The organism is Agrobacterium sp. BT-220-3 (assembly GCF_025910175.1).
Taxonomy (GTDB): Bacteria; Pseudomonadota; Alphaproteobacteria; order Rhizobiales; family Rhizobiaceae; genus Agrobacterium; species Agrobacterium oryzihabitans.
The window spans coordinates 558,185-580,201 of sequence record NZ_JAPAIX010000003.1 but is presented as its reverse complement, the minus strand read 5'-3'; the positions used below and the strand labels follow the sequence as shown (position 1 = coordinate 580,201).

General features: G+C 60.0%; 20 protein-coding genes. 15 read left to right on the top strand and 5 right to left on the bottom strand.

What is annotated here, in order from left to right; genetic code table 11:
* Positions 1–110 precede the first annotated feature (110 nt).
* From OK142_RS13145 to OK142_RS13125, 5 genes are all read left to right on the top strand, one after another.
* Positions 111–1,136 carry an ABC transporter substrate-binding protein gene (locus OK142_RS13145; protein ID WP_003503939.1) on the top strand — a complete coding sequence of 342 codons (1,026 nt, stop codon included), beginning with the start codon at positions 111–113 and terminating at the stop codon, positions 1,134–1,136.
* A gap of 98 nt (positions 1,137–1,234) precedes the next feature.
* Positions 1,235–3,466: an ABC transporter permease gene (locus OK142_RS13140; protein ID WP_003492135.1), complete on the top strand. Its 2,232-nt coding sequence runs from the start codon at positions 1,235–1,237 to the stop codon at positions 3,464–3,466.
* Positions 3,463–4,524 (top strand): ABC transporter ATP-binding protein, encoded by a 1,062-nt coding sequence (locus tag OK142_RS13135; RefSeq protein WP_003492134.1) that lies wholly within the window; start codon positions 3,463–3,465, stop codon positions 4,522–4,524. Before OK142_RS13140 ends, OK142_RS13135 begins: the two co-directional genes overlap by 4 nt.
* Before the next feature lie 156 nt (positions 4,525–4,680).
* A complete protein-coding gene (locus OK142_RS13130) occupies positions 4,681–5,406 on the top strand; it encodes a L,D-transpeptidase (RefSeq protein ID WP_137038230.1) in 726 nt (241 codons plus the stop codon).
* A gap of 31 nt (positions 5,407–5,437) precedes the next feature.
* Positions 5,438–6,100 (top strand): DsbA family protein, encoded by a 663-nt coding sequence (locus OK142_RS13125; protein ID WP_498683175.1) that lies wholly within the window; start codon positions 5,438–5,440, stop codon positions 6,098–6,100.
* Positions 6,101–6,196: 96 nt separating this feature from the next.
* Here the strand turns inward: OK142_RS13125 and OK142_RS13120 are convergent, their stop codons facing one another.
* Positions 6,197–6,799, bottom strand: coding sequence for a DsbA family protein (locus OK142_RS13120; protein WP_498683252.1), 603 nt, complete (start codon positions 6,797–6,799; stop codon positions 6,197–6,199).
* Complete coding sequence (gene dsbD / locus OK142_RS13115) at positions 6,799–8,649, bottom strand: protein-disulfide reductase DsbD (protein ID WP_498683173.1); 1,851 nt, start codon at positions 8,647–8,649, stop codon at positions 6,799–6,801. Before dsbD ends, OK142_RS13120 begins: the two co-directional genes overlap by 1 nt.
* A 155-nt stretch (positions 8,650–8,804) precedes the next feature.
* On the opposite strand from dsbD, the gene OK142_RS13110 reads away from it, so the two are divergent.
* Both OK142_RS13110 and OK142_RS13105 read left to right on the top strand, forming a co-directional pair.
* On the top strand, positions 8,805–9,467 hold the full coding sequence (locus tag OK142_RS13110; protein WP_498683171.1) for a response regulator: 663 nt from the start codon (positions 8,805–8,807) through the stop codon (positions 9,465–9,467).
* A complete protein-coding gene (locus OK142_RS13105; RefSeq protein ID WP_498683169.1) occupies positions 9,467–10,825 on the top strand; it encodes an ATP-binding protein in 1,359 nt (452 codons plus the stop codon). Before OK142_RS13110 ends, OK142_RS13105 begins: the two co-directional genes overlap by 1 nt.
* A gap of 34 nt (positions 10,826–10,859) precedes the next feature.
* On the opposite strand, the gene OK142_RS13100 is transcribed toward OK142_RS13105, so the two are convergent.
* Positions 10,860–12,896 (bottom strand): oxidoreductase, encoded by a 2,037-nt coding sequence (locus OK142_RS13100; protein WP_498683167.1) that lies wholly within the window; start codon positions 12,894–12,896, stop codon positions 10,860–10,862.
* Between the two features lie 142 nt (positions 12,897–13,038).
* Here OK142_RS13100 and OK142_RS13095 point away from each other — a divergent pair, with 142 nt between their 5' ends.
* From OK142_RS13095 to OK142_RS13080, 4 genes are all read left to right on the top strand, one after another.
* Positions 13,039–13,677, top strand: a complete 639-nt coding sequence (locus OK142_RS13095) for a TetR/AcrR family transcriptional regulator (protein ID WP_498683166.1) — start codon at positions 13,039–13,041, stop codon at positions 13,675–13,677.
* Positions 13,678–13,833: 156 nt separating this feature from the next.
* Positions 13,834–14,508, top strand: a complete 675-nt coding sequence (locus OK142_RS13090) for a response regulator transcription factor (protein WP_137038225.1) — start codon at positions 13,834–13,836, stop codon at positions 14,506–14,508.
* 35 nt (positions 14,509–14,543) lie between these two features.
* On the top strand, positions 14,544–15,944 hold the full coding sequence (locus tag OK142_RS13085) for a sensor histidine kinase (RefSeq protein ID WP_498683249.1): 1,401 nt from the start codon (positions 14,544–14,546) through the stop codon (positions 15,942–15,944).
* A 283-nt stretch (positions 15,945–16,227) separates the two neighbouring features.
* A complete protein-coding gene (locus OK142_RS13080) occupies positions 16,228–16,857 on the top strand; it encodes an outer membrane protein (RefSeq protein WP_498683165.1) in 630 nt (209 codons plus the stop codon).
* 115 nt (positions 16,858–16,972) lie between these two features.
* Here the strand turns inward: OK142_RS13080 and OK142_RS13075 are convergent, their stop codons facing one another.
* Both OK142_RS13075 and OK142_RS13070 read right to left on the bottom strand, forming a co-directional pair.
* Complete coding sequence (locus tag OK142_RS13075) at positions 16,973–17,359, bottom strand: hypothetical protein (RefSeq protein ID WP_216330206.1); 387 nt, start codon at positions 17,357–17,359, stop codon at positions 16,973–16,975.
* 103 nt (positions 17,360–17,462) lie between these two features.
* The gene (locus OK142_RS13070; protein ID WP_498683163.1) at positions 17,463–17,894 is read right to left on the bottom strand and encodes a MarR family winged helix-turn-helix transcriptional regulator; all 432 of its coding nucleotides are present in this window, start codon (positions 17,892–17,894) and stop codon (positions 17,463–17,465) included.
* Positions 17,895–18,100: 206 nt separating this feature from the next.
* Between OK142_RS13070 and graD the strand changes: the two genes are divergently transcribed.
* From graD to graC, 4 genes are read left to right on the top strand one after another with little or no spacing between them, the layout of a single operon-like run.
* Positions 18,101–18,640: an FADH(2)-dependent resorcinol hydroxylase reductase component gene (gene graD / locus OK142_RS13065; protein ID WP_003492118.1), complete on the top strand. Its 540-nt coding sequence runs from the start codon at positions 18,101–18,103 to the stop codon at positions 18,638–18,640.
* A 52-nt stretch (positions 18,641–18,692) separates the two neighbouring features.
* Positions 18,693–19,922: an FADH(2)-dependent resorcinol hydroxylase oxygenase component gene (graA, locus tag OK142_RS13060; protein ID WP_498683162.1), complete on the top strand. Its 1,230-nt coding sequence runs from the start codon at positions 18,693–18,695 to the stop codon at positions 19,920–19,922.
* A 45-nt stretch (positions 19,923–19,967) separates the two neighbouring features.
* The gene (gene tsdA, locus OK142_RS13055) at positions 19,968–20,951 is read left to right on the top strand and encodes a gamma-resorcylate decarboxylase (protein ID WP_045017872.1); all 984 of its coding nucleotides are present in this window, start codon (positions 19,968–19,970) and stop codon (positions 20,949–20,951) included.
* Positions 20,952–20,954: 3 nt separating this feature from the next.
* Positions 20,955–22,010, top strand: a complete 1,056-nt coding sequence (gene graC / locus OK142_RS13050; RefSeq protein WP_498683161.1) for a maleylacetate reductase — start codon at positions 20,955–20,957, stop codon at positions 22,008–22,010.
* Positions 22,011–22,017 lie beyond the last annotated feature (7 nt).

Here is a 22,017-nt window from a genome sequence, read left to right as displayed (position 1 = left end):
AAAAACCAACACCTCAAAAAGACAGCGCGCGCGCCGCAGGGCGCCGCGACCGGCAGCGCCATGTTCGCGCATGGCCCAAGAATTCAGACGCAAGCTACAGGAGGATAACCATGCGACTGACGATACTTTCCACCCTGCTTTTTGCCGGCACGGCACTGAGCGCCGTTTCCGCACAGGCGGCGGGCGAACTCAACCTCATCTGCTCGGCCGATGTTGTCATCTGCGAACAGATGAAGGGCGATTTTGAAAAGTCGCATGACATCAAGGTCAATATGGTTCGCCTTTCTTCCGGCGAAACCTATGCCAAGGTGCGTGCGGAAGCCCGCAACCCGAAGACCGACATCTGGTGGGCCGGCACCGGCGATCCGCACATGCAGGCGGCATCGGAAAACCTGACGCTGGAATACAAGTCGCCAATGCTGGATCAGCTGCAGGACTGGGCCGTCAAACAGGCGGAAAGCACGGGTTACAGAACTGTCGGCGTTTATGCCGGTGCGCTGGGCTGGGGCTACAACACCGAAATCTTCAAGTCCAAGGGTTATAAGGAGCCGAAGTGCTGGGCCGACCTGCTGGCGCCGGAACTCAAGGGCGAAATCCAGATCGCCAATCCGAACTCTTCGGGCACGGCTTATACTGCGCTCGCGTCGCTCGTGCAGATCATGGGCGAAGATCAGGCGATCGACTATCTGAAGAAGCTCAACGCCAATATCTCGCAATATACCAAGTCCGGTTCCGCGCCGGTCAAGGCGGCAGCGCGTGGCGAAACGGCGCTTGGCATCGTCTTCATGCATGATGCCGTGGCGCAGACGGCGGAAGGCTTCCCGGTCAAGTCCATCGCGCCCTGCGAAGGCACAGGTTATGAAATCGGCTCCATGTCGATCATCAAGGGTGCGCGCAATCTCGACAATGCGAAGACCTGGTACGACTGGGCGCTGAAGCCGGAAGTGCAGTCGCGCATGAAGGACGCCAAGTCCTTCCAGCTTCCCTCCAACAAGACGGCGGAAGTGCCGAAGGAAGCGCCGAAGTTCGAGGACATCAAGCTCATCGACTACGACTTCAAGACCTATGGCGATCCGGCCAAGCGTAAGGCGCTGCTGGAACGCTGGGACCGCGAGGTCGGTGCGGTCGCGAACTGATCTGAAACACTGATCTTAATTCCGGCGACAGGCATCCCGGCTTTTTAAGCCGGGGTGTCCGCCACTCTTTCATCGGCATGAAACAAGCGAGGTCGGCCATGACACGTGGCAATCGCAGGCTGGACATCGTCCTGGCGTTCGGGGCTTTTGCCCTCATTCTTCTTCCCTGGTATCGCATCGAAGGCGGCTTTTTCAGCTTCCGCTGGCTTTCCGGATTTTTCTCGTCGGCCAGCAATGCGCCCGGTGTGCTGCAGATCCTGTCCTATGGAAAACCATGGCTGGTCGGCGTCGCTATCTTTTTCCTTGCCGCGTGTCTTGTCCGGCCTATCGGCGATCCGATGCGACGCGGCGGACTGCTTGCCATTATCGGTGCTATTGGCCTCGTTTTCCTCGCCTTGCAGGGGCTGGCCATCGGCTTTACCGGCTGGAGCTGGACGGTGAGCGAAAACCTCTTCGGCATGCTTGCCGATGGCCAACCCTCCATGGGTGCCGGTGCCGTCGTCATGTCGTTCGTCTTCGTGCTTCTTTTCGCCTTCGGGCTTGCCGAACGCGGCGTCATGAAAGGTGATGCCTTCGTCGTCGGCGCCATTTCCGTTCTGGTTTTCCTCGTCACGGTTTTTGTCTTTTATCCGATCGGCAGCATGCTGGTCGCTTCCGTTCAGGATTTCGACGGCTCCTTCAATGCTGATGGCTTCATTCGCAATATTCAGGATCCCGGCATCTGGAGCCTTGGCTGTGTCACAGGTGAAGAGCGTTGCGGTGTTGCCTGGCGCACGCTGTTCCTCGCCCTGATGACCGCCTTCGGCTCGACCGTGCTCGGTCTCGGCTTTGCGCTGATCGCCACCCGCACGCGCTTTCCCTTCAAGAAGGGCCTGCGGCTTCTGACGGTTCTGCCGATCATCACGCCGCCTTTTGTCATCGGTCTTGCCCTGACGCTGCTTTTCGGCCGCGCCGGTGTCGTCACTGAGTGGCTTTCCTATCTCTTCGGCATTGAGCCAGGTCGCTGGCTTTATGGCATGACCGGCATCTGGATCGCGCAGGTCCTTTCCTTCACGCCTATCTCGTTTCTGGTGCTGATCGGCGTGGTCGAAGGCGTTAGCCCGTCGATGGAAGAGGCGTCGCAGACGCTGCGCGCCGACCGCTGGCGCACCTTCTGGCGGGTATCGCTGCCGCTGATGAAACCCGGTCTCGCCAATGCCTTCCTTATCGGCTTTATCGAGAGCATGGCGGATTTCGGCAATCCGCTGGTGCTTGGCGGCACCCATGGCGTGCTGTCGACGGAAATCTTCTTCGCTGTCGTCGGCTCGCAGAACGATCCCTCGCGTGCGGCGGTTCTGGCGATCATCCTCCTGTGCTTCACGCTATCGGCCTTTCTTGCGCAGCGCTTCTGGCTGGCGGGCAAGAATTTCGCGACGGTGACGGGCAAGGGTGATAGCGGTGCGCATATCGCCCTGCCGCGCGGCCTTTCTATTGGCGTCCATGCGGTCGTCGTGCCGTGGATGATCTTCACCATCGTCGTTTATGGCATGATCCTCGTCGGCGGTTTCGTGAAGACCTGGGGTCTCGATAATTCACTGACGCTTGACCACTATATCCGCGCCTTTTCCGTCAGCTTCTCGAATGGCTCGATTGCCTGGACCGGCGTTGCCTGGAACTCGTTCTGGACGACCATGGAGATCGCGCTGGTTTCGGCACCGCTGACCGCTGCCGTCGGTCTTTTGACCGCCTATATCATCGTGCGGCAGAAGTTCGCTGGTCGGAACCTGTTCGAATTCGCGCTGATGATGAGCTTTGCCATTCCCGGCACGGTCATCGGTGTCAGCTACATCATGGCCTTCAACCTGCCGCCGGTGGAAATGACGGGTTCGGCGCTGATCCTCATCGCCTGCTTCGTGTTCCGCAACATGCCGGTCGGCGTGCGCGGCGGCATCGCGGCGATGAGCCAGCTGGACAAGAGCCTCGACGAGGCCTCGCTGACGCTGCGGGCCAATAGTTTCCGCACCATCCGCAAGGTCATCCTGCCGCTCTTGAGGCCCGCAATCACGGCCGCACTGGTCTATTCCTTCGTGCGCGCCATCACCTCCATCAGCGCCGTCATCTTCCTTGTCAGCGCGCAGTACAACATGGCGACGTCCTATATCGTCGGTCTCGTCGAAAACGGCGAGTACGGTGTGGCCATTGCCTATTCCTCCATGCTGATCGTTGTGATGATCACGGTCATTACCGGCTTCCAGCTTCTCGTGGGTGAGCGCCGTCTGCGTCGCGAAAACCGTGTCGCCGGTCTGCCGTCCGCTTCCTCCGTTCCTCTCGCTCAGGAGAAAACCGCATGATTTCCGTAAAGCCCGGTTCCGTCACCTTTCAGAATGTTCGCAAGACCTTCGGCGCCTTCACCGCCATTCCCGACCTGTCGCTCACCATCGAGCCCGGCACGCTGGTAACCCTGCTTGGTCCCTCCGGCTGCGGCAAGACGACGACGCTGCGCATGCTGGCGGGTCTTGAACACCCCACCTCCGGCCGCATCCTCATCGGTGACAAGGATGTCACCATGCTGCCGGCCAATGAGCGCGATGTCTCGATGGTCTTCCAGTCCTATGCGCTTTTCCCGCACATGACCGCGCTCGACAATGTCGCCTATGGCCTGCAATCCTCGGGATTGCGCAAGGCGGAAGCGCGGGAAAAGGCGGAAGAGGGGCTGAAGCTCGTCGGCCTCGCCGGCATGGGCCACCGCCTGCCTGCCGAACTCTCCGGCGGGCAGCAGCAGCGCGTAGCGGTTGCCCGTGCGCTGGTGCTGGAACCGCAGGTGTTGTTGCTCGATGAGCCGCTTTCCAACCTCGATGCCCGCCTGCGCCGGCGGGTCCGTACCGAAATCCGCGAATTGCAGCAGCGGCTGGGTTTTACCGCCGTTTACGTGACGCATGATCAGGATGAGGCGCTGGCGGTTTCCGACCGGATCATCGTGATGAAGGAAGGCGAGATCGCCCAGTCGGGTGCGCCACGCGACCTTTATGAAGCGCCAGCCTCCGCCTTCATCGCCGATTTCATGGGCGAAGCGAATGTCGTCGGCTGTGAAGTGTTGAGCCTTGAGGGGCCCGATGCGCTGATCCGCGTCGGCGGTGTGGATCACAGGGTTGCAGCACGCAACGCCCGGCCTGGCCCGGCAAAGCTTGCAGTTCGCCCCGGCTCGATTTCCATCGGCCAGCCGGGCGGGCAGGGGCTTGCGGGGCGGGTGCTGCACAGTGCCTATCTCGGCGGTCATGTCGAGTATGAAGTCGAGACCGATATCGGCACGCTCTTCATCGTCGACCATGCGGTTGAGACCAGTCTGCCGCCGGCAAGCGATGTCACGCTGGGTTTCAGGAACCGCGGCATTGCATTGATTCAGGCCTGAGTTTTTCACCGATCTCACCCAGGGAGGGGCAGACGTGGTTCTGCCCCCGGCATTTTTCCGTCCGGTCATGTCAAATAAATGTCTCACCGGGTCGCCTTAAGACTGGCTTAAGGTGCCGGCTGACTGTGTGTCGCCAAACAGGAGACATGCCGCAGAATGCACGACAGACCAATATTCATCAGCCGCCGAAACCTTCTTGCCCTGGGAGCCGCAAGTCTTCTGGCAAGCTGCGCCACATCCGGCCAGCCGCCGATGACGGCAACGCCGGTAAAGAGCGACGAACCTTTGCCAGCCGTAACGCCAGTGACCCCGGCGATGTATGCGGCGATGCCGGACGAGACCTTTCCGATCCCGGCGGTAAACATCAAGCAGGTGGACCCGAAATACTGGCGGCAGGTCGTCGATTATCCGACCGAAGAGAAGCCCGGCACGCTGATCGTCGATACGCCGAACAAATTTCTCTACCACGTGCTTCCCGGCGGGAAGGCGAGGCGTTACGGGATCGGCGTCGGGCGCGACGGCTTTTCATGGTCCGGTCGAGCGACGGTCGCCTACAAGCGTGCGTGGCCGAAATGGACGCCGCCGGACGAGATGGTGGCGCGGCAACCAGCACTCCAGCCCTATAGCATCGCGAATGGCGGCATGCCCCCCGGTCTTAAAAACCCTCTCGGCGCGCGTGCGCTTTATATCCATCAGGGTGGAAAGGACACTCTTTATCGCCTGCATGGAACGCCGGAGGCCTTCTCCATCGGCAAGGCGGTATCCTCGGGCTGCATTCGTCTGCTGAATCAGGACGTCATCGATCTCTTCAACAATGTCAGGGATGGCAGCCCCATCGTGGTTATCCCCGATCCCTCGAAGCGCTCGCAACTCGGCGTCTGACTGCTGGCATATGAAAGAGAGACTTATTCCCATGGCACACCAAATTCGAAACCGCGTGGACAAGGCAGGCTTTGACGGGCTTAGACGTCGCGCCTTTCTCCTTGGCTCGCTTTCGGCAGTTTCCGCCGCCGCTTTTCCGGCCGCCGCATTCGCAAACAGTCTCAGGCTTGAGATGATCCTGCGCGATCCCGCGGCACCCGTTTCCGGCAACCCAGCCGGTAAACTCAACATGGTCACCTTCCTCGATTATAATTGCCCGTGGTGCAAGAAGACGGCCATTCCCATGCGCGATGCGGTCTTGAAGGACGGGGATATCAGGGTGGTCTACAAGGACTGGCCGATCATTACGAAAGATTCCGTCGAAGGCGCCCGTCTGGCGCTGGCGGCGAATTACCAGGGCGGTTACGAGGTCGTGCATCATGCGCTGATGGCGATCAAAGCCCGCAGGGCGGAAGCGGACGAGATGCGCGCTGCCGTGCGCGCGACAGCCATTGATTTCGCGCGCCTTGAGAGTGATCTCAAATCCAGGGCGGCGGAGATCAATGCGCTGATTGAGCGCAATCACGAACAGGCAATGTCGCTGCAGCTGACCGGAACACCGGCCTTCATCATCGGTAAGTTTCTCGTTCCCGGCGCTATTCGGAGCGCGGAGGAATTCACCAGCCTTTTCGAAAAGGCACGCGAGCAGGTTTAGCTTTGCCGGAGAATGGTGGTTTCAGATCCGGTCGGACAGGAAGCCACCATTCTGTCTATTTAGGAACGATGGTGAGCAATGCACCTGCGTTTCTCGCTAGCCCCGCGCTTTTGCGATTGCGTCCTTCAGACCCTTGCGGTCAAGGACGCCGGCGAAGCTTGTCGACCCGACGACAAATGAGGGTGTGCCGATAAATTTGAAGGCGGCGGCCTGCACCCAGTTCCGGTCCAGCAGGCCGGAAATCCACGCCTGATGCTGAACAACGGCCTTGCCCACGCCTTCGAAGGTGAGACCGGCTTTCGCAAGGGCTTTTTCGACATCATCCTGTTGCAACTTGTTCGGCGTATGAAACATCGCATCGAGCGTCTTGTCGTATTTGCCGAGCTTGGCGCTTGCAAGCACCGCCTGCGCCGCCATGACCGATGCACCGCCGAAGACCGGCCAGTCCTTCAGCACAAGCCTGACCTTGCCGTCCTGCTCTACTACCTCGCGGACCATCTCGTAGGACGTCTTGCAGTAGGGGCACTGGTAATCGAAATATTCCACGACCGTCACATCGCCTTTCGGATTGCCGAGGACCGGTGCGTCCGGGTCGTTCAGCACCATCTCCCGGCTGGTCGGGTCGCTTTTGGCGGCAACAAATGACGGTGCAAAGGTCGCAAGGCCAGCCATCGCAACAAGCTTTCGGCGTGTGAGGATCATTGAAGGGTTCCTGAGGTGTTTGTGATTGCAGGTTTCATGAGGGCTTGCTGTGTCTGCGTCACCGCGTCGATGACGGATCGCACCGAAATCTCGCCCACCATGCGGGCGGAGGAGAGTTCGGCACCGCTTTTGTCGAAGAACAGCATGGTCGGTGGGCCGACGACGTTGTTGTCCTTCATCAGTTGTTGTTTCGCAGGCGTGAGGTCTGAAAGATCGACGGAGACGAGATTAGTATTCGCAAGGCTGTGAGCAACCTGCGGATCGGCGAGGACCGAGCGCTCTATGACGCGGCAGGAAACGCACCAGTCCGCGGTGAAATAGACGAGGCTCGGCTTTTTCGCACCGCTTACCGCTTCTCTCAGTTCATCGCCGGATGCGACTGTGGTGAAACTCGCCTTTGTCAGGCCGGGCAAGGAGGATGCAACGACGGAACTGCCGGAGCCCTGAAGCGGCTGGAGCATGCTCGTGCTGCCGCTTGCCGCACCGAAGGCGAGAAACGCGCCGTAGAGAACGGAAAGAAGGCTTGCGGATTTCATGAGCCGGCGACCGACACCCGCCTGTGGTGACAGCGTATCGAAAGCACCGAAGAAGACACCAAGCGTCACGAGAAATGCTGCGGAAAGCGCGAGTGTTGCGGGCGCGGGAATGAGCCGGTCCAGATACCAGATGGTCGTGCCGAGGAAGATGAAGCCGAACAGCCAGCGGACCTGCGCCATCCAGGCGCCCGCGCGCGGCAGGAGCGTTGCCCCGGAGGTGCCGATGAGGATGAGCGGAATGCCTTTGCCGATACCCAGTGCAAAGAGCGCCGCAGCGCCGAGAAGCACGTCTCCGGATTCGGCGATGTAGAGCAGCGCCCCTGCAAGCGGCGCGGTCACGCAGGGGCCGATCAGCAGTGCCGAACTGAAACCGAGAATGGCGGTTGAGCCGAAGGATCCGCCGAGTGAGCGTTGTGACCGCGCCAGCCGATCCCGCAGCCCCGATGGAAGCTGCACCTCGACCACGCCAAAGCTGGCGATGGCAAGGAGGGTGAAGACAGCGGCGGTGATGAGGATGGCCACCGGCGATTGAAGGACAATCTGAAAGCTCTGGCCGAGCCATGCGGCAAGTATGCCGAACAGGCTGAAGGCGGCGGCGAGAGCAACGACATAGGTGGAGGAGAGGAGGAAGCTGCGCCCCGGCGACAGGGAGGCTCCCTGACGACCCAGCGTGGCCGCAAGGATCGGATACATGGGAAAGACGCAGGGCGTGAATGCGAGCAGCACGCCGAGGCCCATGAAGGAGGCGAGCAGAAGCGCGATGCCGCCCTGATCGAGCATTCCCTCCACCATTCCCGGTTCGGCGGCGGGCGCAGGCCGATCTATTTTTTCTGGCTGTGCGGCCGGGGACATCGGGATGAAGGACTGGAATGCCGGCGGTGGTGACGGGTTCATCCCGAACGGCGCATCCACTTCGATCCGCGATCCGGTGATGGTGACCGTTCGCACCGGATAGCAGATGCCGCCATCCTGACATCCCTGAAACGTCACTTTCATCGTTTGGGGCGCATTGGCGAGCGTGGCGGTCGTTTGCCCGAAATAAACCTCCGTATTGCCGAAGCCGGGATCGTCCTTCATCTCGCCGGGCAATGTCTGAAGATCAAGTTGTTTTCCGTCATTGTCCGTGGCGTTGAGGGCGTCTCGATAGAGATAATATCCCTCTGCTATTTGCCAGCGGAAGGTGGCGGCTGTTCCCGTGCGGTCGATCGAGAGCTTGAACGCATCTGCCATGTCCATCGGGGGATTGAGCGCGAAGGCGGGTCCGCAGACGGTGAAGAAGACGAGGAGCACGAACGAAAAATTGAGACGCATTCTTTTTCCTTATGGGATAGGCCTTTTAGGAGAGACCTATAGGATAGTCCATGAGTGGCGCAGGCTTCCGGTGGCAAGCTTAAGCCAGCCTTAAGGTTCGTTTTTCAGGTTCCCGCACGTCAAAACATCCGTGCACCGGAATGATGGAGTAGTTTATGCGTCTGTTAGTGGTCGAGGACGATGATGTCCTGCTGGATGGTCTTCGTGTCGGGCTGCAGCTTGCCGGCTTCACCGTCGATGCCGTCACGACCCTTGAAGATGCAAAAACGGCCATCGACAGCTGCCGTTTCGACGCCGTCGTTCTCGACCTGATGCTGCCAGACGGTTCCGGCCTCGATCTTCTGCGCCACATCCGCAATGAGCGCAACCGGGTGCCGATCCTGCTGCTGACGGCGAAGGACGCGACCACGGACAAGATTTCCGGCCTCGATGCGGGTGCCGACGATTATCTGGGCAAGCCGTTCGATCTGGACGAAGTTGCCGCCCGCCTGCGGGCGATCATCCGCCGCGGCGAAGGCCGCTCGGAGGGGACGCTATCCGCATTGGGCGTGACGCTCGATCCGGCGAAGATGGTGGCGAAGAGGGCCGACAGCATCATTCCCCTGTCGCGCCGTGAATTCGCGATCATCCATGCCCTCATGCAAAATCCTGGCATGATCTTCTCCAAACCGGTTCTGGAGGAAAAGCTTTATGGCTGGCAGGAGGATGTGGAAAGCAACACCATCGAGGTTCACATCCACAAGCTTCGCTCGAAGCTGGGTGCCGGCTTCATCGAAACGGTGCGGGGCGTGGGCTACCGTGTCGGGAGGGCTGTGTAATGTCAATCCGGGCAAGATTGTTCACCGTGCTGCTGTTGATGACGGGCGTCGTCTGGCTGTCCGGCTGCGTGTGGATCTATACCAGCACGAAGGCGCGGCTGGAGCATGTTCTGGATGCGCGTCTGATGGAATCGGCAAGCATGGTCGCTTCCCTTGTCGGCGACCGTCCGGCCGATATTGGCGTTGTCGGCCACATGCCCGCAGCGGGTGGTCACGCAGAAGATGATGCGGCCGCGTCGATACCTTCCTATGAACGCCAGCTTGCCTGCCAGATCTGGTCCGTCAGCGGTCGTCTCCTGAGCAAATCGGACAGTGCGCCCACCGCTTCCCTGTCTGAACATGCCTCGGGTTATCAGAATACGGTCATCAATGGTGTCGAATGGCGGGTTTATGCCGTGGTCAAGCCCGATCTCGGCGTCAGGGTTCTGGTGGGAGACAGCATTCAGGTCCGCGACCGTCTTGTCGATGACGTGATCAAGGGACTTCTCTATCCGGCGCTTTTCATCATGCCGTTGATGGCCGGTCTCATCTGGTTCTGTGTTTCGCGCGGGCTTGCCCCCCTGCAGAAGCTCGCGAACGGTCTGAAAGCACGCGATGCAACCGAGCTTCATGCCTTCGCCGACAGGGGAACGCCATCGGAGCTTCGGCCGATGATCCACGCCTTGAACAGCCTTCTTGCGCGCGTTCAGGCAACGCGGGAAAGGGAGCGCGAGTTCACGACCTATGCCGCCCATGAGTTGAAGACACCCCTTGCCGGCCTGAAGACGCAGGCGCAGGTGGCCATGCGCTCGACCGATCCCAAGGTTCAGCAACAGGCGCTCAGGCGCATCGAGCAGAGCGTCGACCGGACAAGCCGGATGGCGAAGCAGCTTATCGATCTGGCCGCCGTCGACGCCACCGAAACGCAGACGGCGAAAACCGGCGTGGATGTTCCCCGGCTCATTCTGGATGTCATTCAGGAACTTGAGCCGCTCAGACGATTACGGGAGGTGGATATTGCCTGCCGGCTCTCGGAAGAGGCGGATACGATCCTCGTCGAGGCGGACCGCTCGCTCCTTCGTCTTGCCATCAGGAATGTCATGGAGAATGCCGTGCAGCACTCGCCGAAGGGCTCGACAGTCGAATGCCGCGCCGAGTTGATCGGCGGCAAGGTCAACGTCGTTGTCATCGATGAAGGGGCGGGGATCGCCGTGGAGGAGCAGGAGCGTGTGCTGCAGCGTTTCTACCGTTCGCCGCGATCGGAACCGGGCGGAAGCGGCCTTGGGCTTGCGATCGTCAAGATGGCCATCGACCGTCTGGGAGGGCGATTGCAGTTCTTGAGATTCGATCAACGGTTTGCGGTGTCTCTGGAGGTTTGAAACGAGGGCCGCAATGCTGCGGCTCCCGTTTGTCTCAAATGTCCTTTGCGAGACGCAGCGCATCGTAGATCGCCGCATGGGTGTTGCGTGCCGCAACCGCATCGCCGATGCGGAACAACCGATAGGTTCCGGCAGGATTGCGCTCGACGGTCTGGGCACTGCCCGCAAGCAGGGCGTCATAGGATATTTCGCCGAGGTTCTTCGAGCCCGGCTTGAGTTCGAAATAGAGATCATCCAGCGGGATCGTGCCGTGATTGACGACGATCTGGTCCACGGTCCTCGATTTCGTCACGCCACCATAGTCGCTGCCGATGTGGGCGATGAGCTGGTTGCCGCTTCTTTCCGCGGCCTCCAGACGATAGGTGACGGTGAAGGTGACGTCGCGTTTTTGCAGCGAGCGCATGTAGGGAACGAGGTTCATCGCCATGACCTCTGGGGCAAAGGCACGGTCCGGTGTCATGATCTCCACTTTCGCGCCCGTCTTCGCGAGACATTCGGCGGCCTGCAGGCTCGCATGATCGCCGGCATCGTCGAAAACCAGCACATTGGTGCCCGGCTTGACGTCGCCGGAAATGATATCCCATGCCGAGACGATGAGATCGTTGCCCTTTGACAGCACGTCGGTGTGCGGCAGCCCGCCGGTGGCGATGATCACCACGTCGGGATTTTCCGAAAGAACCGTGTCCGTTTCCGCCCATGTGTTGAAATGGAAGGTGACGCCGAGCCTTTCGCACTGGCTCATGCGCCAGTCGATGATGCCAATCATTTCGCGGCGGCGTTCGCTTTTCGCCGTCAGGCGGATCTGGCCACCGGGATTGTTTGCGGCCTCGAAGACGATGACCTCATGGCCACGCTCGGCACTGACACGCGCGGCCTCGAGGCCAGCCGGGCCGGCGCCGACGATGACGATCTTCCGCCGTTGCGCCGCCTTGGTTATCTCATGCGGCATGGTTTCCTCGCGGCCCGTTGCCGCATTGTGAATGCAGAAAGCGAGGCCGCCCTGATAGATGCGGTCGAGACAGTAGTTGGCGCCAACGCAGGGGCGAATGTCGTCCTCCCGCTTTTCCATGATCTTGCGCACGATATGCGGGTCAGTCATGTGGGCGCGCGTCATGCCGACCATATCGACCTTGCCGGAGGCGATCGCATATCGGGCGGTGGCGACATCCTGGATCTTGGCGGCGTGAAAGGTGGGGAAGCTGGTTGCGGCGCGGATTTCACCGGCAAAGTCCAGATGCGGGGCATTGGCCATGCCCTGAATGGGAATGACGTCGGTCAGACCGGGATCGGTATCGATATGGCCGCGAATGACGTTCAGATAGTCGATCAGGCCGCTCTCCTTCAGCCGTCTGGAGATTTCTAGGCCCTCTGCCTTTCCGGTGCCGCCCTCGAGACATTCATCGGCTGTATAGCGCACGCCGAGGATGAAATCGTCGCCGACGCGTTCGCGCATCGCCTTGAAGACGTCGAGACAGAAGCGCATGCGGTTTTCCAGCGAACCGCCATAGGGACCGTCCAACTCGTTTGTCAGCGGGGAGACGAACTGGTCGATGAGATGGCCATAGGCCTCCAGCTCGATGCCGTCCATGCCGCCTGCTTTCATGCGTTCTGCGGCATCGGCAAAATCCTTGATGATGCGCTCAATATCCCAGTCCTCGATCTTCTTCGGGAAAGCGCGGTGGGCGGCTTCGCGGTGATGGGAGGGGGAGAGGATCGGCAACCAGTCGCCCTTGTCCCAACGGGTGCGGCGGCCAAGATGGGTCAGCTGGATCATGATCGCTGCGCCCTCTTCATGCACGGCGTCGGTCATTTCCCTGATCCACGGAACGATTTCATCCTTATAGGCCAGCAGGTTGTTGAAAACGGGCGGACTGTCCTTTGATACGGCGGCGGAACCCGCCGTCATCGTCATGGCGACGCCGCCTTTCGCCCGCTCGACCGTATAGGCGTGGTAACGCCCCTTCGGCATGCCATCCTCGGGATAGGCGGGTTCATGCGAGGTGACGATGATGCGGTTGCGCAGCGTGAGATGCTTGAGCCGGTAGGGCTGAAGAAGGGGATCATTCGACATTGCCATTCTCCGGATGAGACTGATGGGAGAAGGCTAGGTGGAAATGTACATAGGTGTCAATTAATAAAACACGTGTGTTTATGCTTTCGACAGAGGTGGACATTCGGCTTGTCGCAACCAGGCCGATTTGATAGAAATCACCATGGAAGCGACATTGAACGAGACCGGTTGGCGCGGATCGCAGGAGGGTTGGCTGGAGGCTGCCTATCAGGCTCTGCTCGAGTCCGGTGTGGACTCCGTCAAAATCCTGCCGCTGGCGAAAAAGCTGAGCCTGTCGCGTACCAGTTTCTACTGGTTCTTCAAGGACCGGGAGGAATTGCTGGCCGCGCTCGTTTCCCGCTGGCGCGAGAAGAATACCGGAAGCATCGTCAGGCAGTCGGAGGCCTATGCGGAAACATTGGCGGAAGCGATGCTGAATGTTTTCGATTGCTGGCTGGATCCCGGCCTTTTCGACAGCAAGTTCGAATTCGCGGTTCGCAGCTGGGCACTTCAGTCGGATGATATTCTTGCCGAGGTGCGCAAGGCCGACCAAGTGAGGATGCATGCGCTTTCGCGTATGTTCATGCGTTTCGGTCATTCCGAAACCATGGCGGATGTGCGCGCCCGGACCACCTATCTCGTGCAGATCGGCTATATCTCCATGCAATCGCAGGAGGATGTGTCCGTGCGGATGACAAGGATCCCGGACTACATTGCGATCTATACCGGCGAGGTGCCGCAACAGCGTGAACTTGACCGATTTTATGCAAGGCATGGATACAGGTCCGGGCCAAATACCTAGCATGTGTTCGGCGGACGTTTTCTGAGAAGTCGCGCGATACCGGTCGGCTTGTGTCTGGCAAGGTGCTAAAGAAGAGTCCGGCTCCCGCCTGCAATGTAACTGCAATATTCACCGACCAGTGGTGGGCTGCCAGAACTCACCTTTGAGGAAAAGTCGTTGCGAATCCTGCTTCTTGAGGATGAACCCGAAATGGCGCGAGCGCTGCTTGAGGCCCTGCGACGGCGCGACGTGCTCGCGGATCACGTCAGCACCATCAGCGATGCCGATGCTCTTGCCCGCGACGGGGCTTATGATGTGCTCGTTCTGGATCGCCGCCTGCCTGACGGTGAGGGGCTGAACCTCGTATCCTCGCTTCGTCGACGCAAACATTCCGTGCCGATCCTCGTGCTGACGGCGCTTGGAAGTGTCGATCACCGCGTTGACGGGCTCGATGCCGGAGCGGATGATTATCTCGCCAAGCCCTTTGCAATCGAGGAATTGCTGGCTCGCCTTCGCGCGCTGCACAGGCGCGGTCCCTCGCTTTCCGACAAATATGTGAGTTTTGGAAATCTCAGCATCGATCCGAAAAGCAACGAAATCAGTGTTGCAGGTTCGATCATCGAGTTTCGACGCCGGGAGTATCTGGTGCTTGAAGCCCTGATGCGACGGCCGAACCGCATCGTCACACGATCCAATCTGATCGAGGCGGTTTACACCCTGGATGACGAGATCGAGTCAAATGCTCTCGATGCCCATATCTCCCGGATCAGGAAGAAGCTTGCGCAGGCCGAAGCCACGGTCGAGATAAGGGCCGTGAGAAACATCGGCTATCTCATCCGGTTGAATACATGAAGGAAAAACGAAACGGATCCCTGCGATGGGCGCTGATGAAGCGCCTTTTCGCCCTGCAGGCATTCCTGCTCGTCCTCTTTGTCATCCTTCTCGTCGGCTGGATCTGGATCATTGATCCACGGCTGGAGGGCGCCAATGAAGAGGCTGTCCGCATCGTTGCGGAAAGCGTGACGCAGGATGCGCAGGGCCGCGCACAAGTGTCGCCCACGCCCGGCTTGATAGAGCTGAAACAGCGCTATCCCAATCTTTGGTTCGTGGTGCGGAATGCCGATGACATCGTGCTGCAATATGGAGAAATCCCCGCACCCGCCTTGGCGGCGGATTTTCCCCGGAGCATCGAAAGAGCGCGCCTTGACGCCGGGGAAACTGTCCGGGCCACCATGGAAAACCGCGATACGCCCGCGGGCCGGCTGCAATTCATTGCCGGGACGGAGAAAGGTTTCCCGAATGACGGCCTCAGTCTCTGGATCAGTATGCAGCTTGATCTGGAAAAGGATGCCAATGGCGACATACGCTGGCTTACTGTGCTGCCGGGTGTAGGTTTCATCATCCTTATCGTCGTCGTGCCCATGCTGATCCTGACCGGTATCGCGACCTTGCTCGTGACCCCGAGGGCGGTCGGCCGTTCCTTGAGCGGCCTCATGGAAACGGTCAGCCAAGCGAAATCGATCAATTTCGAGAACCGTTCAGCCCGTATCGATCGTTCGAAGGTGCCAAGTGAAATCATTCCCTTGGTCGACGCCTTCAATGTGGCGCTCTCCAAGCTGGATGAGGGATATAATCGCCGTAACCGCTTTCTTGCCGATGCCGCGCATGAGTTGAGAACGCCAATTGCGATTGCGCGTATCCGGGCCGACCTTTTGCCCGATGACGCGCTGAGCCGGCAGCTCCGGGTGGATATTGATCGCCTCTCACGCGTCGCGCATCAGCTTCTCGAAATGCAGGCGGTCGGCGCGGTGGAGCTGCCCGCCGTGCAGCAGGATCTCAACATTCTCGTCGAGCGTATCGCGACCGATCTCGCACCGATTGCGATGGATGCCGGTTACGAGTTTGATTTCGAACCGAGCGAAGGCCATGTCGTGTTGACGATGCAGACGTCGATTATCGAGATGGCCGTCGTCAACCTCGTCCGCAACGCCATCGATCATGGCGGCGGCAGGGGCGCGATCACGATCCGGGTTAGCGCTGCAGGCTTCATTGATGTTTGCGATGAGGGGCCGGGCATACCCCTCTCGGAACGCGAGCAGGTGTTCGAGCCGTTTCACCGCATCAACACGAATTCGCCGGGAGCAGGCCTCGGGTTGAACCTGGTTCAGAAGGCGGCGGAGCTTCATGGCGGGCAAGTGCTTTTTCTCGATCTTAATCCTGGTTTTTGCGTGCGGCTGGAAATTCGATCGGTAGCGTCGAAAGATGCAGCGGCTGACACTGTCTGCTGACGAGGTTCGAGCGATTGGAGGTGCTGCGATGACGATATTTCTTACTATTTAGTTAAAGAAATTCGTGTAACTCATTTAAATAAATAAATTATTCCTAATAAATCTCGATACATGCAATGCAGGCGCAATTCTCGCGGGGAAAATGCCTCTATCTGCTCAACTCATCCGCACGTCGTGCTGATCGGCGCAGCAGGCCAACGGGAGCCGGCTTCCGGTTCTTCAACGCGAACTGAAACCTTGCGTGCGCCAGAAGACGGCGCATCGGTTTCGTCTGGAGTCATTCATGTCGATCATCAAGAAATCGCTTGTCGCCGTGACCATTGCCATTGCGGCTGCAAGCAATGGCTATTCCGCCGATCTTACGAATTACAATTCGCAGCAATCCTTCGACTACGGCAATCAGCCGGCATTCTCATGGGGTGGCGCTTATGTCGGTGTGCACGGTGGTGTTGCTTCCCCAAGGCTGAACCCATTGGCCAGCGGCCGTGGACTGACAGGCGGTGTGCAGGCCGGCTATAACTTCCAGTTCGGCTCCGGCGTTGTCGGTGCGGAAATCGAAGGTTCCTATCTTGGGAACGATGCCCGCGTGCCGAACGGCCGGTTGAGGGAGCGTTTCCGCGGGGCTGCCAAGATGAAGGCCGGCGTGGCGCTCGACCGCACGCTTCTTTACGGCACCGCCGGCCTGACCACCACCAAGTTCAAGGATGGAAATGGCGTCACAGGTCCCGATGGCTGGAAACAGGGCTACCTGGTTGGCGCAGGCGTGGAGCAGAGCTTTGGCGGCGGCCTGTCGGCCAAGTTTGAATATAACTATGTGAGCACCGGAAATGTGAGCACGACTACTTCCAGTGGCAGGTCGAAGACCGATGTGAGCGATCACGTCATCAAGGCCGGCCTGAACTATCGCTTCTGATCGGCCTGCCCGATGACAGATCCCAGGGAGAATGTTCAAAAGAAAGCCGCCGCTTTAAGTGTCAAAGCGGCGGTCAAACACAGGGTAGAGGGCGGAGTTCAAAATCCCGAAAAGGTCATTCGCATTCGAGCGAAGGCTGCCGGAAACTCGTGACGTACCATTCGTTGCCGGAACTGCGTGTGTAGAAAGTGTAAAAGCAGTCTATGCGCTCGACATAACCAGGCGTCTCGGACACTTCGTAACGCTCCCCACGCCGTGTCGTCCGCACTTCACCACTTGATGATCCGGCGACAGCCTGTGTCTTGTTCTTCCGCCACTGGTAGGCCTGCTGTCCGCCGCCCAGGCTATAGATATTGTCCGGCGGCCCATAGTCCAGCATCACGCTGGTGATGGGCGCGCCGATGTAGCCTTTCATGACTGTCGAGGCGCAGGCCGAAAGCAGGATCGAGCCCGTGACAAGGGTGACCGCTGCCGAAAAGGCGGGTGAGGATCTGTCGGACATCGGTAATTTCCTCCGCTGTGGTAAGTTTCCACAGGGATAGGAACCGGCCATTACAAGTACATTGCACGTGAAAACCGCGTTGCGGGCAGTGCACCCCGGTTGATCAGAGACCGGCGATGTTGCGGCCGATATGGCGCAGGATGCTCTTGAAAAGTTTCACTTCCGCAGGATCGAGGCCCTCGATTGCGGTTTTTTCGAACATGGCCGCGATGGGCATGAGTTCGTCGGCTAGTTCCTCGCCCTTTGCTGTCAGCGTGATGCGCACGATGCGGGCATTATCGGCCGGCCTGACGCGGCTGACGAGGTTGCGCCTGACGAGCAGGCCAACGAGCCGGGAGAGCGTGGAAATCTCCACCGATACCATGTCGGAAAGCTCTGTCAGCGTCTTGCTCTCATCTTGTCTCAACGCTGCCAGCACGCGGTACATTGGCAGGGTCATATCGTAGGATGCCAGCCTTACGGAGAAGCGCTCTCCAAGCCGAACGCCCACCCAGTTGAGCAGATAGGGTACAGAGTCAGTGAACTGATAGGACACAAGCAAAACCCCGTTTGAGAACCACGTGCGCAGAGGATGCGGCGCACCCATCGGCTGTACCGGCATAATCCATCTGTTTCAATAGCTTCGCTCCAGAAGATGGGGAAATGCGAGGCAAAATCGCGGCATTTAGCAGTGGAAAAACATTTGCATTGACAAATGTTGCAAATGAAAATAATTAAGAATGCAGGATTTGGGAGGATCTCATGACATCAGCATTGTTTGGCCTGAACAATCTTGCGCCTGAGGGTGTCGGCCAGAATTTCCGCACGACGATGCGCCGGTTTCCGGCGACCGTAACGGTCATCACCGCCTGTGCCTCGGGTGATCAGCGCGACCACGGCATGACGGTCACGGCCGTTACATCGGTCTCGATGGAGCCGCCCTCTCTTCTGGTTTGCCTGAACAATCGCACGCTGCTGCACGAATTGCTGCTCTGCCGGCCCGATTTCATCGTCAATGTGCTGACGCAGGATCAGATCGCCCTGTCCGATGCTTTCAGCGGCAAGGTGTCGCCGGAAGAGCGTTTCCGTAACGGCGACTGGCAGCGCCACGAAAACGGCGTTCTCTATCTGCCCCAGGCCCATGCCGCCATCGCCTGCCGCCGTGTCGCGGCAATGCCATATGGAACGCATACGGTGTTTATCGGGCAGGTGGTTTCGGCCGATGTCAGCGAGACGACGCGGCCGCTGCTTTATGAAAACGCCCAATATTGCGCCGCAAGCCCAGCAGGCGTGCCCGCCTGATATTTCCCGGCCATATTATTACCGGCCAAGTCATTTCCGGAAGGAGACAATCATGAACGATATGAGCCATGCGCCGCAGTCGGCGCAAACGAACCCGCATGTCCGCCTCGCCAGCCGCGTTGCCGGCATAGCCGATCTTTTCCGGTCGAGCGCCAGACAGACCGAGGAAGCCCGGCGCGTTCCCGCTGCCCATATCAAGGCGCTGCGCGGCATCGGTTATTTCGATATCGTCAAGCCCCGGGCTTTCGGCGGCAAGGGTGGCGAATTCGCCGAGCTTGTCGAAGCCAATATAGAGCTTTCGGCCGCCTGCGCGTCGACCGGGTGGGTTGCCGGCCTGCTTTCCGCCCATCAGTGGCTGCTGGCGATGTTTCCCGAAGAGGCGCAGGCCGATGTCTGGGGTGAAAACCCCGACGCACTTCTGTGCGGTTCCTATGCGCCGGTGAAGATGGGGGAGGCGGCCGATGGCGGTTATCGCCTGAGCGGCAAATGGGCCTTCGCCTCGGGCTGCGAGAATGCGCAATGGTCTCTCTGCGCAGCCATCCTGCCGCCGCAGGGCGAGGGCAAGCCGGTTCCCGCCTTCCTTCTCGTGCCCGCAAGCGAATATGTCGTTGAAGATACCTGGCATGTGGTGGGTCTGGCCGGCACGGGCTCCAAGACGCTCGTTCTCGATGACGTCTTCGTTCCCAAACACCGTGTTCTGACCTTTCCCGACGCCACCAGCGGCAACACGCCCGGCGGACGCTACTATGAGGAAGAAGGCCTCTTCAACATGCCGCTTTTGACCGGCATTCCTTCCTGTCTCGCCTCAACGGGCGTCGGCGCGGCCAAGGGCGCGCTTGCCGCCTATGTCGACCATGTCGGCGGCCGGGTGACGCGCGGTGCAGTGGCCGGCGGCAATAACCGCATGGCTGAATTTCCCACCATCCAGCTGCGTGTTGCGGAAGCGGCGGCGAGTGTGGACGCGGCCTGCGAAATCCTGCTGCGCGATGTTGCCCGGGCACAGGCGCTTTCGCAGGCGAGGGTCGAGGGCCGGGCGGAATTTACGGTGGATGACCGCCTTGTCAGCCGTCGCGGCCAGTCCTTTTCCGTCTCTCTGGCGCTGCGCGCCGTGCAGGCGCTCAACGATTCCACCGGCGGTGTCGGGCTTGATCTTTCCAATCCCGTCCAGCGGGCCTGGCGGGATGCCAATGCGGTCGGCCGCCATATCAGCATGAACTGGGATGCCGTGGGCACCATGATCGGCCAGAGCATGCTGGGTCTTGAACCCAAGGGCCAATATTGACCGCATATTCGGCGGCACATGAACAGCGATTTCGGAGGAAACAACATGCAAGGCAAGGTCGCTCTCGAGGAGCATTTCGCAATCCCGGAAACACTTCAGGATTCGGCCGGGTTCGTGCCCGGTGACTACTGGAAGGAACTGCAGCATCGCCTGCTCGACATTCAGGATACGCGCCTGAAGCTGATGGATGCGCATGGCATCGAGACCATGATCCTGTCACTGAACGCGCCGGCGGTGCAGGCCATTCCCGACACGAAGAAGGCGATCGAGATTGCGCGGCGGGCCAATGACGTTCTGGCCGAGGAATGCGCCAAGCGGCCGGATCGTTTCCTCGCCTTCGCGGCTCTGCCGTTGCAGGACCCGGATGCGGCGACCGAGGAATTGCAGCGCTGCGTCAACGATCTCGGTTTCGTCGGCGCGCTCGTCAACGGCTTCAGCCAGGAGGGCGATGGCCAGACACCGCTTTATTACGATCTGCCGCAATATCGCCCGTTCTGGGGTGAGGTGGAAAAGCTCGATGTGCCTTTCTACCTGCATCCGCGCAATCCGCTGCCGCAGGATTCGCGTATCTATGATGGTCACCCCTGGCTGCTTGGCCCCACCTGGGCATTCGCGCAGGAAACGGCTGTCCATGCGCTGCGTCTCATGGCATCAGGTCTGTTCGACGAGCATCCGCGCCTCAACATCATTCTCGGCCATATGGGCGAGGGCCTGCCTTACATGATGTGGCGCATAGACCACCGCAATGCCTGGGTGAAGTTGCCGCCGCGCTATCCGGCCAAGCGCCGTTTCATGGATTATTTCAACGAGAATTTTCACATCACCACCTCGGGCAATTTCCGCACCCAGACCCTGATCGACGCCATTCTCGAAATCGGCGCCGACCGCATCCTGTTCTCCACCGACTGGCCGTTCGAGAACATCGACCACGCTTCGGACTGGTTCAACGCGACGAGCATCGCCGAGGCCGACCGGGTGAAGATCGGCCGCACCAATGCGCGCCGCCTGTTCAAGCTCGACGGAGCCTGAGCCATGCAGGCGTTCGTCTACACGGCCGCCCCGGCCCGCATCGTCTTCGGCGCGGGCAGTTCAGCGGGGGTGGCGGAGGAAATCCGCCGCCTCGGCTTATCTCGGGTGCTGGTGCTTTCCACCCCCCACCAGAAGGGTGATGCGGAAGCCTTGGCCGCTCGGCTCGGTCCACTGGCTGCCGGTGTCTTTTCCGATGCGGCCATGCATACACCGGTCGAGGTGACGAAAAAGGCGGTCGAGGCTTATCGCGCCGCCGGTGCCGATTGCGTGGTGTCGCTCGGCGGTGGTTCCACCACCGGTCTCGGCAAGGCCATTGCGCTGCGCACCGATGCGGCGCAGATCGTCATTCCGACGACCTATGCCGGCTCCGAGGTGACACCCATTCTCGGCCAGACGGAAAATGGCGTGAAGACCACCATGCGCGGGCCGGAAATCCTGCCGGAAGTGGTGATTTACGATGCGGAGCTGACACTCGGGCTGCCTGTTGCCATCAGCATGACGAGCGGGCTGAACGCCATGGCCCATTCGGCGGAGGCCCTTTATGCGCAGGACCGTAATCCGATCGTCAGCCTGATGGCGATGGAGGGATTGCGGGCGATGGTCGAGGCGCTTCCCGGCGTGAGTGCGCAGCCGCAGGATATCAAGGCGCGGGAAACGGCGCTTTACGGCGCATGGCTGTGCGGCACGGTGCTGGGCGCTGTCGGCATGTCGCTGCATCACAAGCTTTGCCATACGCTGGGCGGTAGTCTGGACCTGCCGCATGCGGAAACCCATGCGGTGCTTCTGCCGCATACCGTCGCCTATGTGGAAGAGGCGGTGCCGGATCTGTTGGCGCCGCTTGCGGCACTGGTTGGCGGCAGGGCCGGGGCAGGACTTTACGACTTTGCCGCCCGGCTTGGTGCGCCGGTTAGTCTTGCCGCGCTCGGCGTGCGGCCGGAAAATCTCGATCCTATGGCCGAGCTTGCGACGGCCAATCCTTACTGGTGCCCGCGGCCAATCGAAAAAACCGCGATCCGCGCCCTGTTGCAACGCGCCTTCGAGGGTGCACGGCCGGAGTGATGGGAGG

What these genes read in the sequence shown, in the direction of transcription:
- OK142_RS13145 (WP_003503939.1), top strand. Translation starts at nt 111, where the DNA reads ATGCGACTGACGATACTTTCCACCCTGCTTTTTGCCGGCACGGCACTG.
- OK142_RS13140 (WP_003492135.1), top strand. Translation starts at nt 1,235, where the DNA reads ATGACACGTGGCAATCGCAGGCTGGACATCGTCCTGGCGTTCGGGGCT.
- OK142_RS13135 (WP_003492134.1), top strand. Translation starts at nt 3,463, where the DNA reads ATGATTTCCGTAAAGCCCGGTTCCGTCACCTTTCAGAATGTTCGCAAG.
- OK142_RS13130 (WP_137038230.1), top strand. Translation starts at nt 4,681, where the DNA reads ATGCACGACAGACCAATATTCATCAGCCGCCGAAACCTTCTTGCCCTG.
- OK142_RS13125 (WP_498683175.1), top strand. Translation starts at nt 5,438, where the DNA reads ATGGCACACCAAATTCGAAACCGCGTGGACAAGGCAGGCTTTGACGGG.
- dsbD (WP_498683173.1), bottom strand. Translation starts at nt 8,649, where the DNA reads ATGCGTCTCAATTTTTCGTTCGTGCTCCTCGTCTTCTTCACCGTCTGC.
- OK142_RS13110 (WP_498683171.1), top strand. Translation starts at nt 8,805, where the DNA reads ATGCGTCTGTTAGTGGTCGAGGACGATGATGTCCTGCTGGATGGTCTT.
- OK142_RS13105 (WP_498683169.1), top strand. Translation starts at nt 9,467, where the DNA reads ATGTCAATCCGGGCAAGATTGTTCACCGTGCTGCTGTTGATGACGGGC.
- OK142_RS13100 (WP_498683167.1), bottom strand. Translation starts at nt 12,896, where the DNA reads ATGTCGAATGATCCCCTTCTTCAGCCCTACCGGCTCAAGCATCTCACG.
- OK142_RS13095 (WP_498683166.1), top strand. Translation starts at nt 13,039, where the DNA reads ATGGAAGCGACATTGAACGAGACCGGTTGGCGCGGATCGCAGGAGGGT.
- OK142_RS13085 (WP_498683249.1), top strand. Translation starts at nt 14,544, where the DNA reads ATGAAGCGCCTTTTCGCCCTGCAGGCATTCCTGCTCGTCCTCTTTGTC.
- OK142_RS13080 (WP_498683165.1), top strand. Translation starts at nt 16,228, where the DNA reads ATGTCGATCATCAAGAAATCGCTTGTCGCCGTGACCATTGCCATTGCG.
- OK142_RS13075 (WP_216330206.1), bottom strand. Translation starts at nt 17,359, where the DNA reads ATGTCCGACAGATCCTCACCCGCCTTTTCGGCAGCGGTCACCCTTGTC.
- graD (WP_003492118.1), top strand. Translation starts at nt 18,101, where the DNA reads ATGACATCAGCATTGTTTGGCCTGAACAATCTTGCGCCTGAGGGTGTC.
- graA (WP_498683162.1), top strand. Translation starts at nt 18,693, where the DNA reads ATGAACGATATGAGCCATGCGCCGCAGTCGGCGCAAACGAACCCGCAT.
- tsdA (WP_045017872.1), top strand. Translation starts at nt 19,968, where the DNA reads ATGCAAGGCAAGGTCGCTCTCGAGGAGCATTTCGCAATCCCGGAAACA.
- graC (WP_498683161.1), top strand. Translation starts at nt 20,955, where the DNA reads ATGCAGGCGTTCGTCTACACGGCCGCCCCGGCCCGCATCGTCTTCGGC.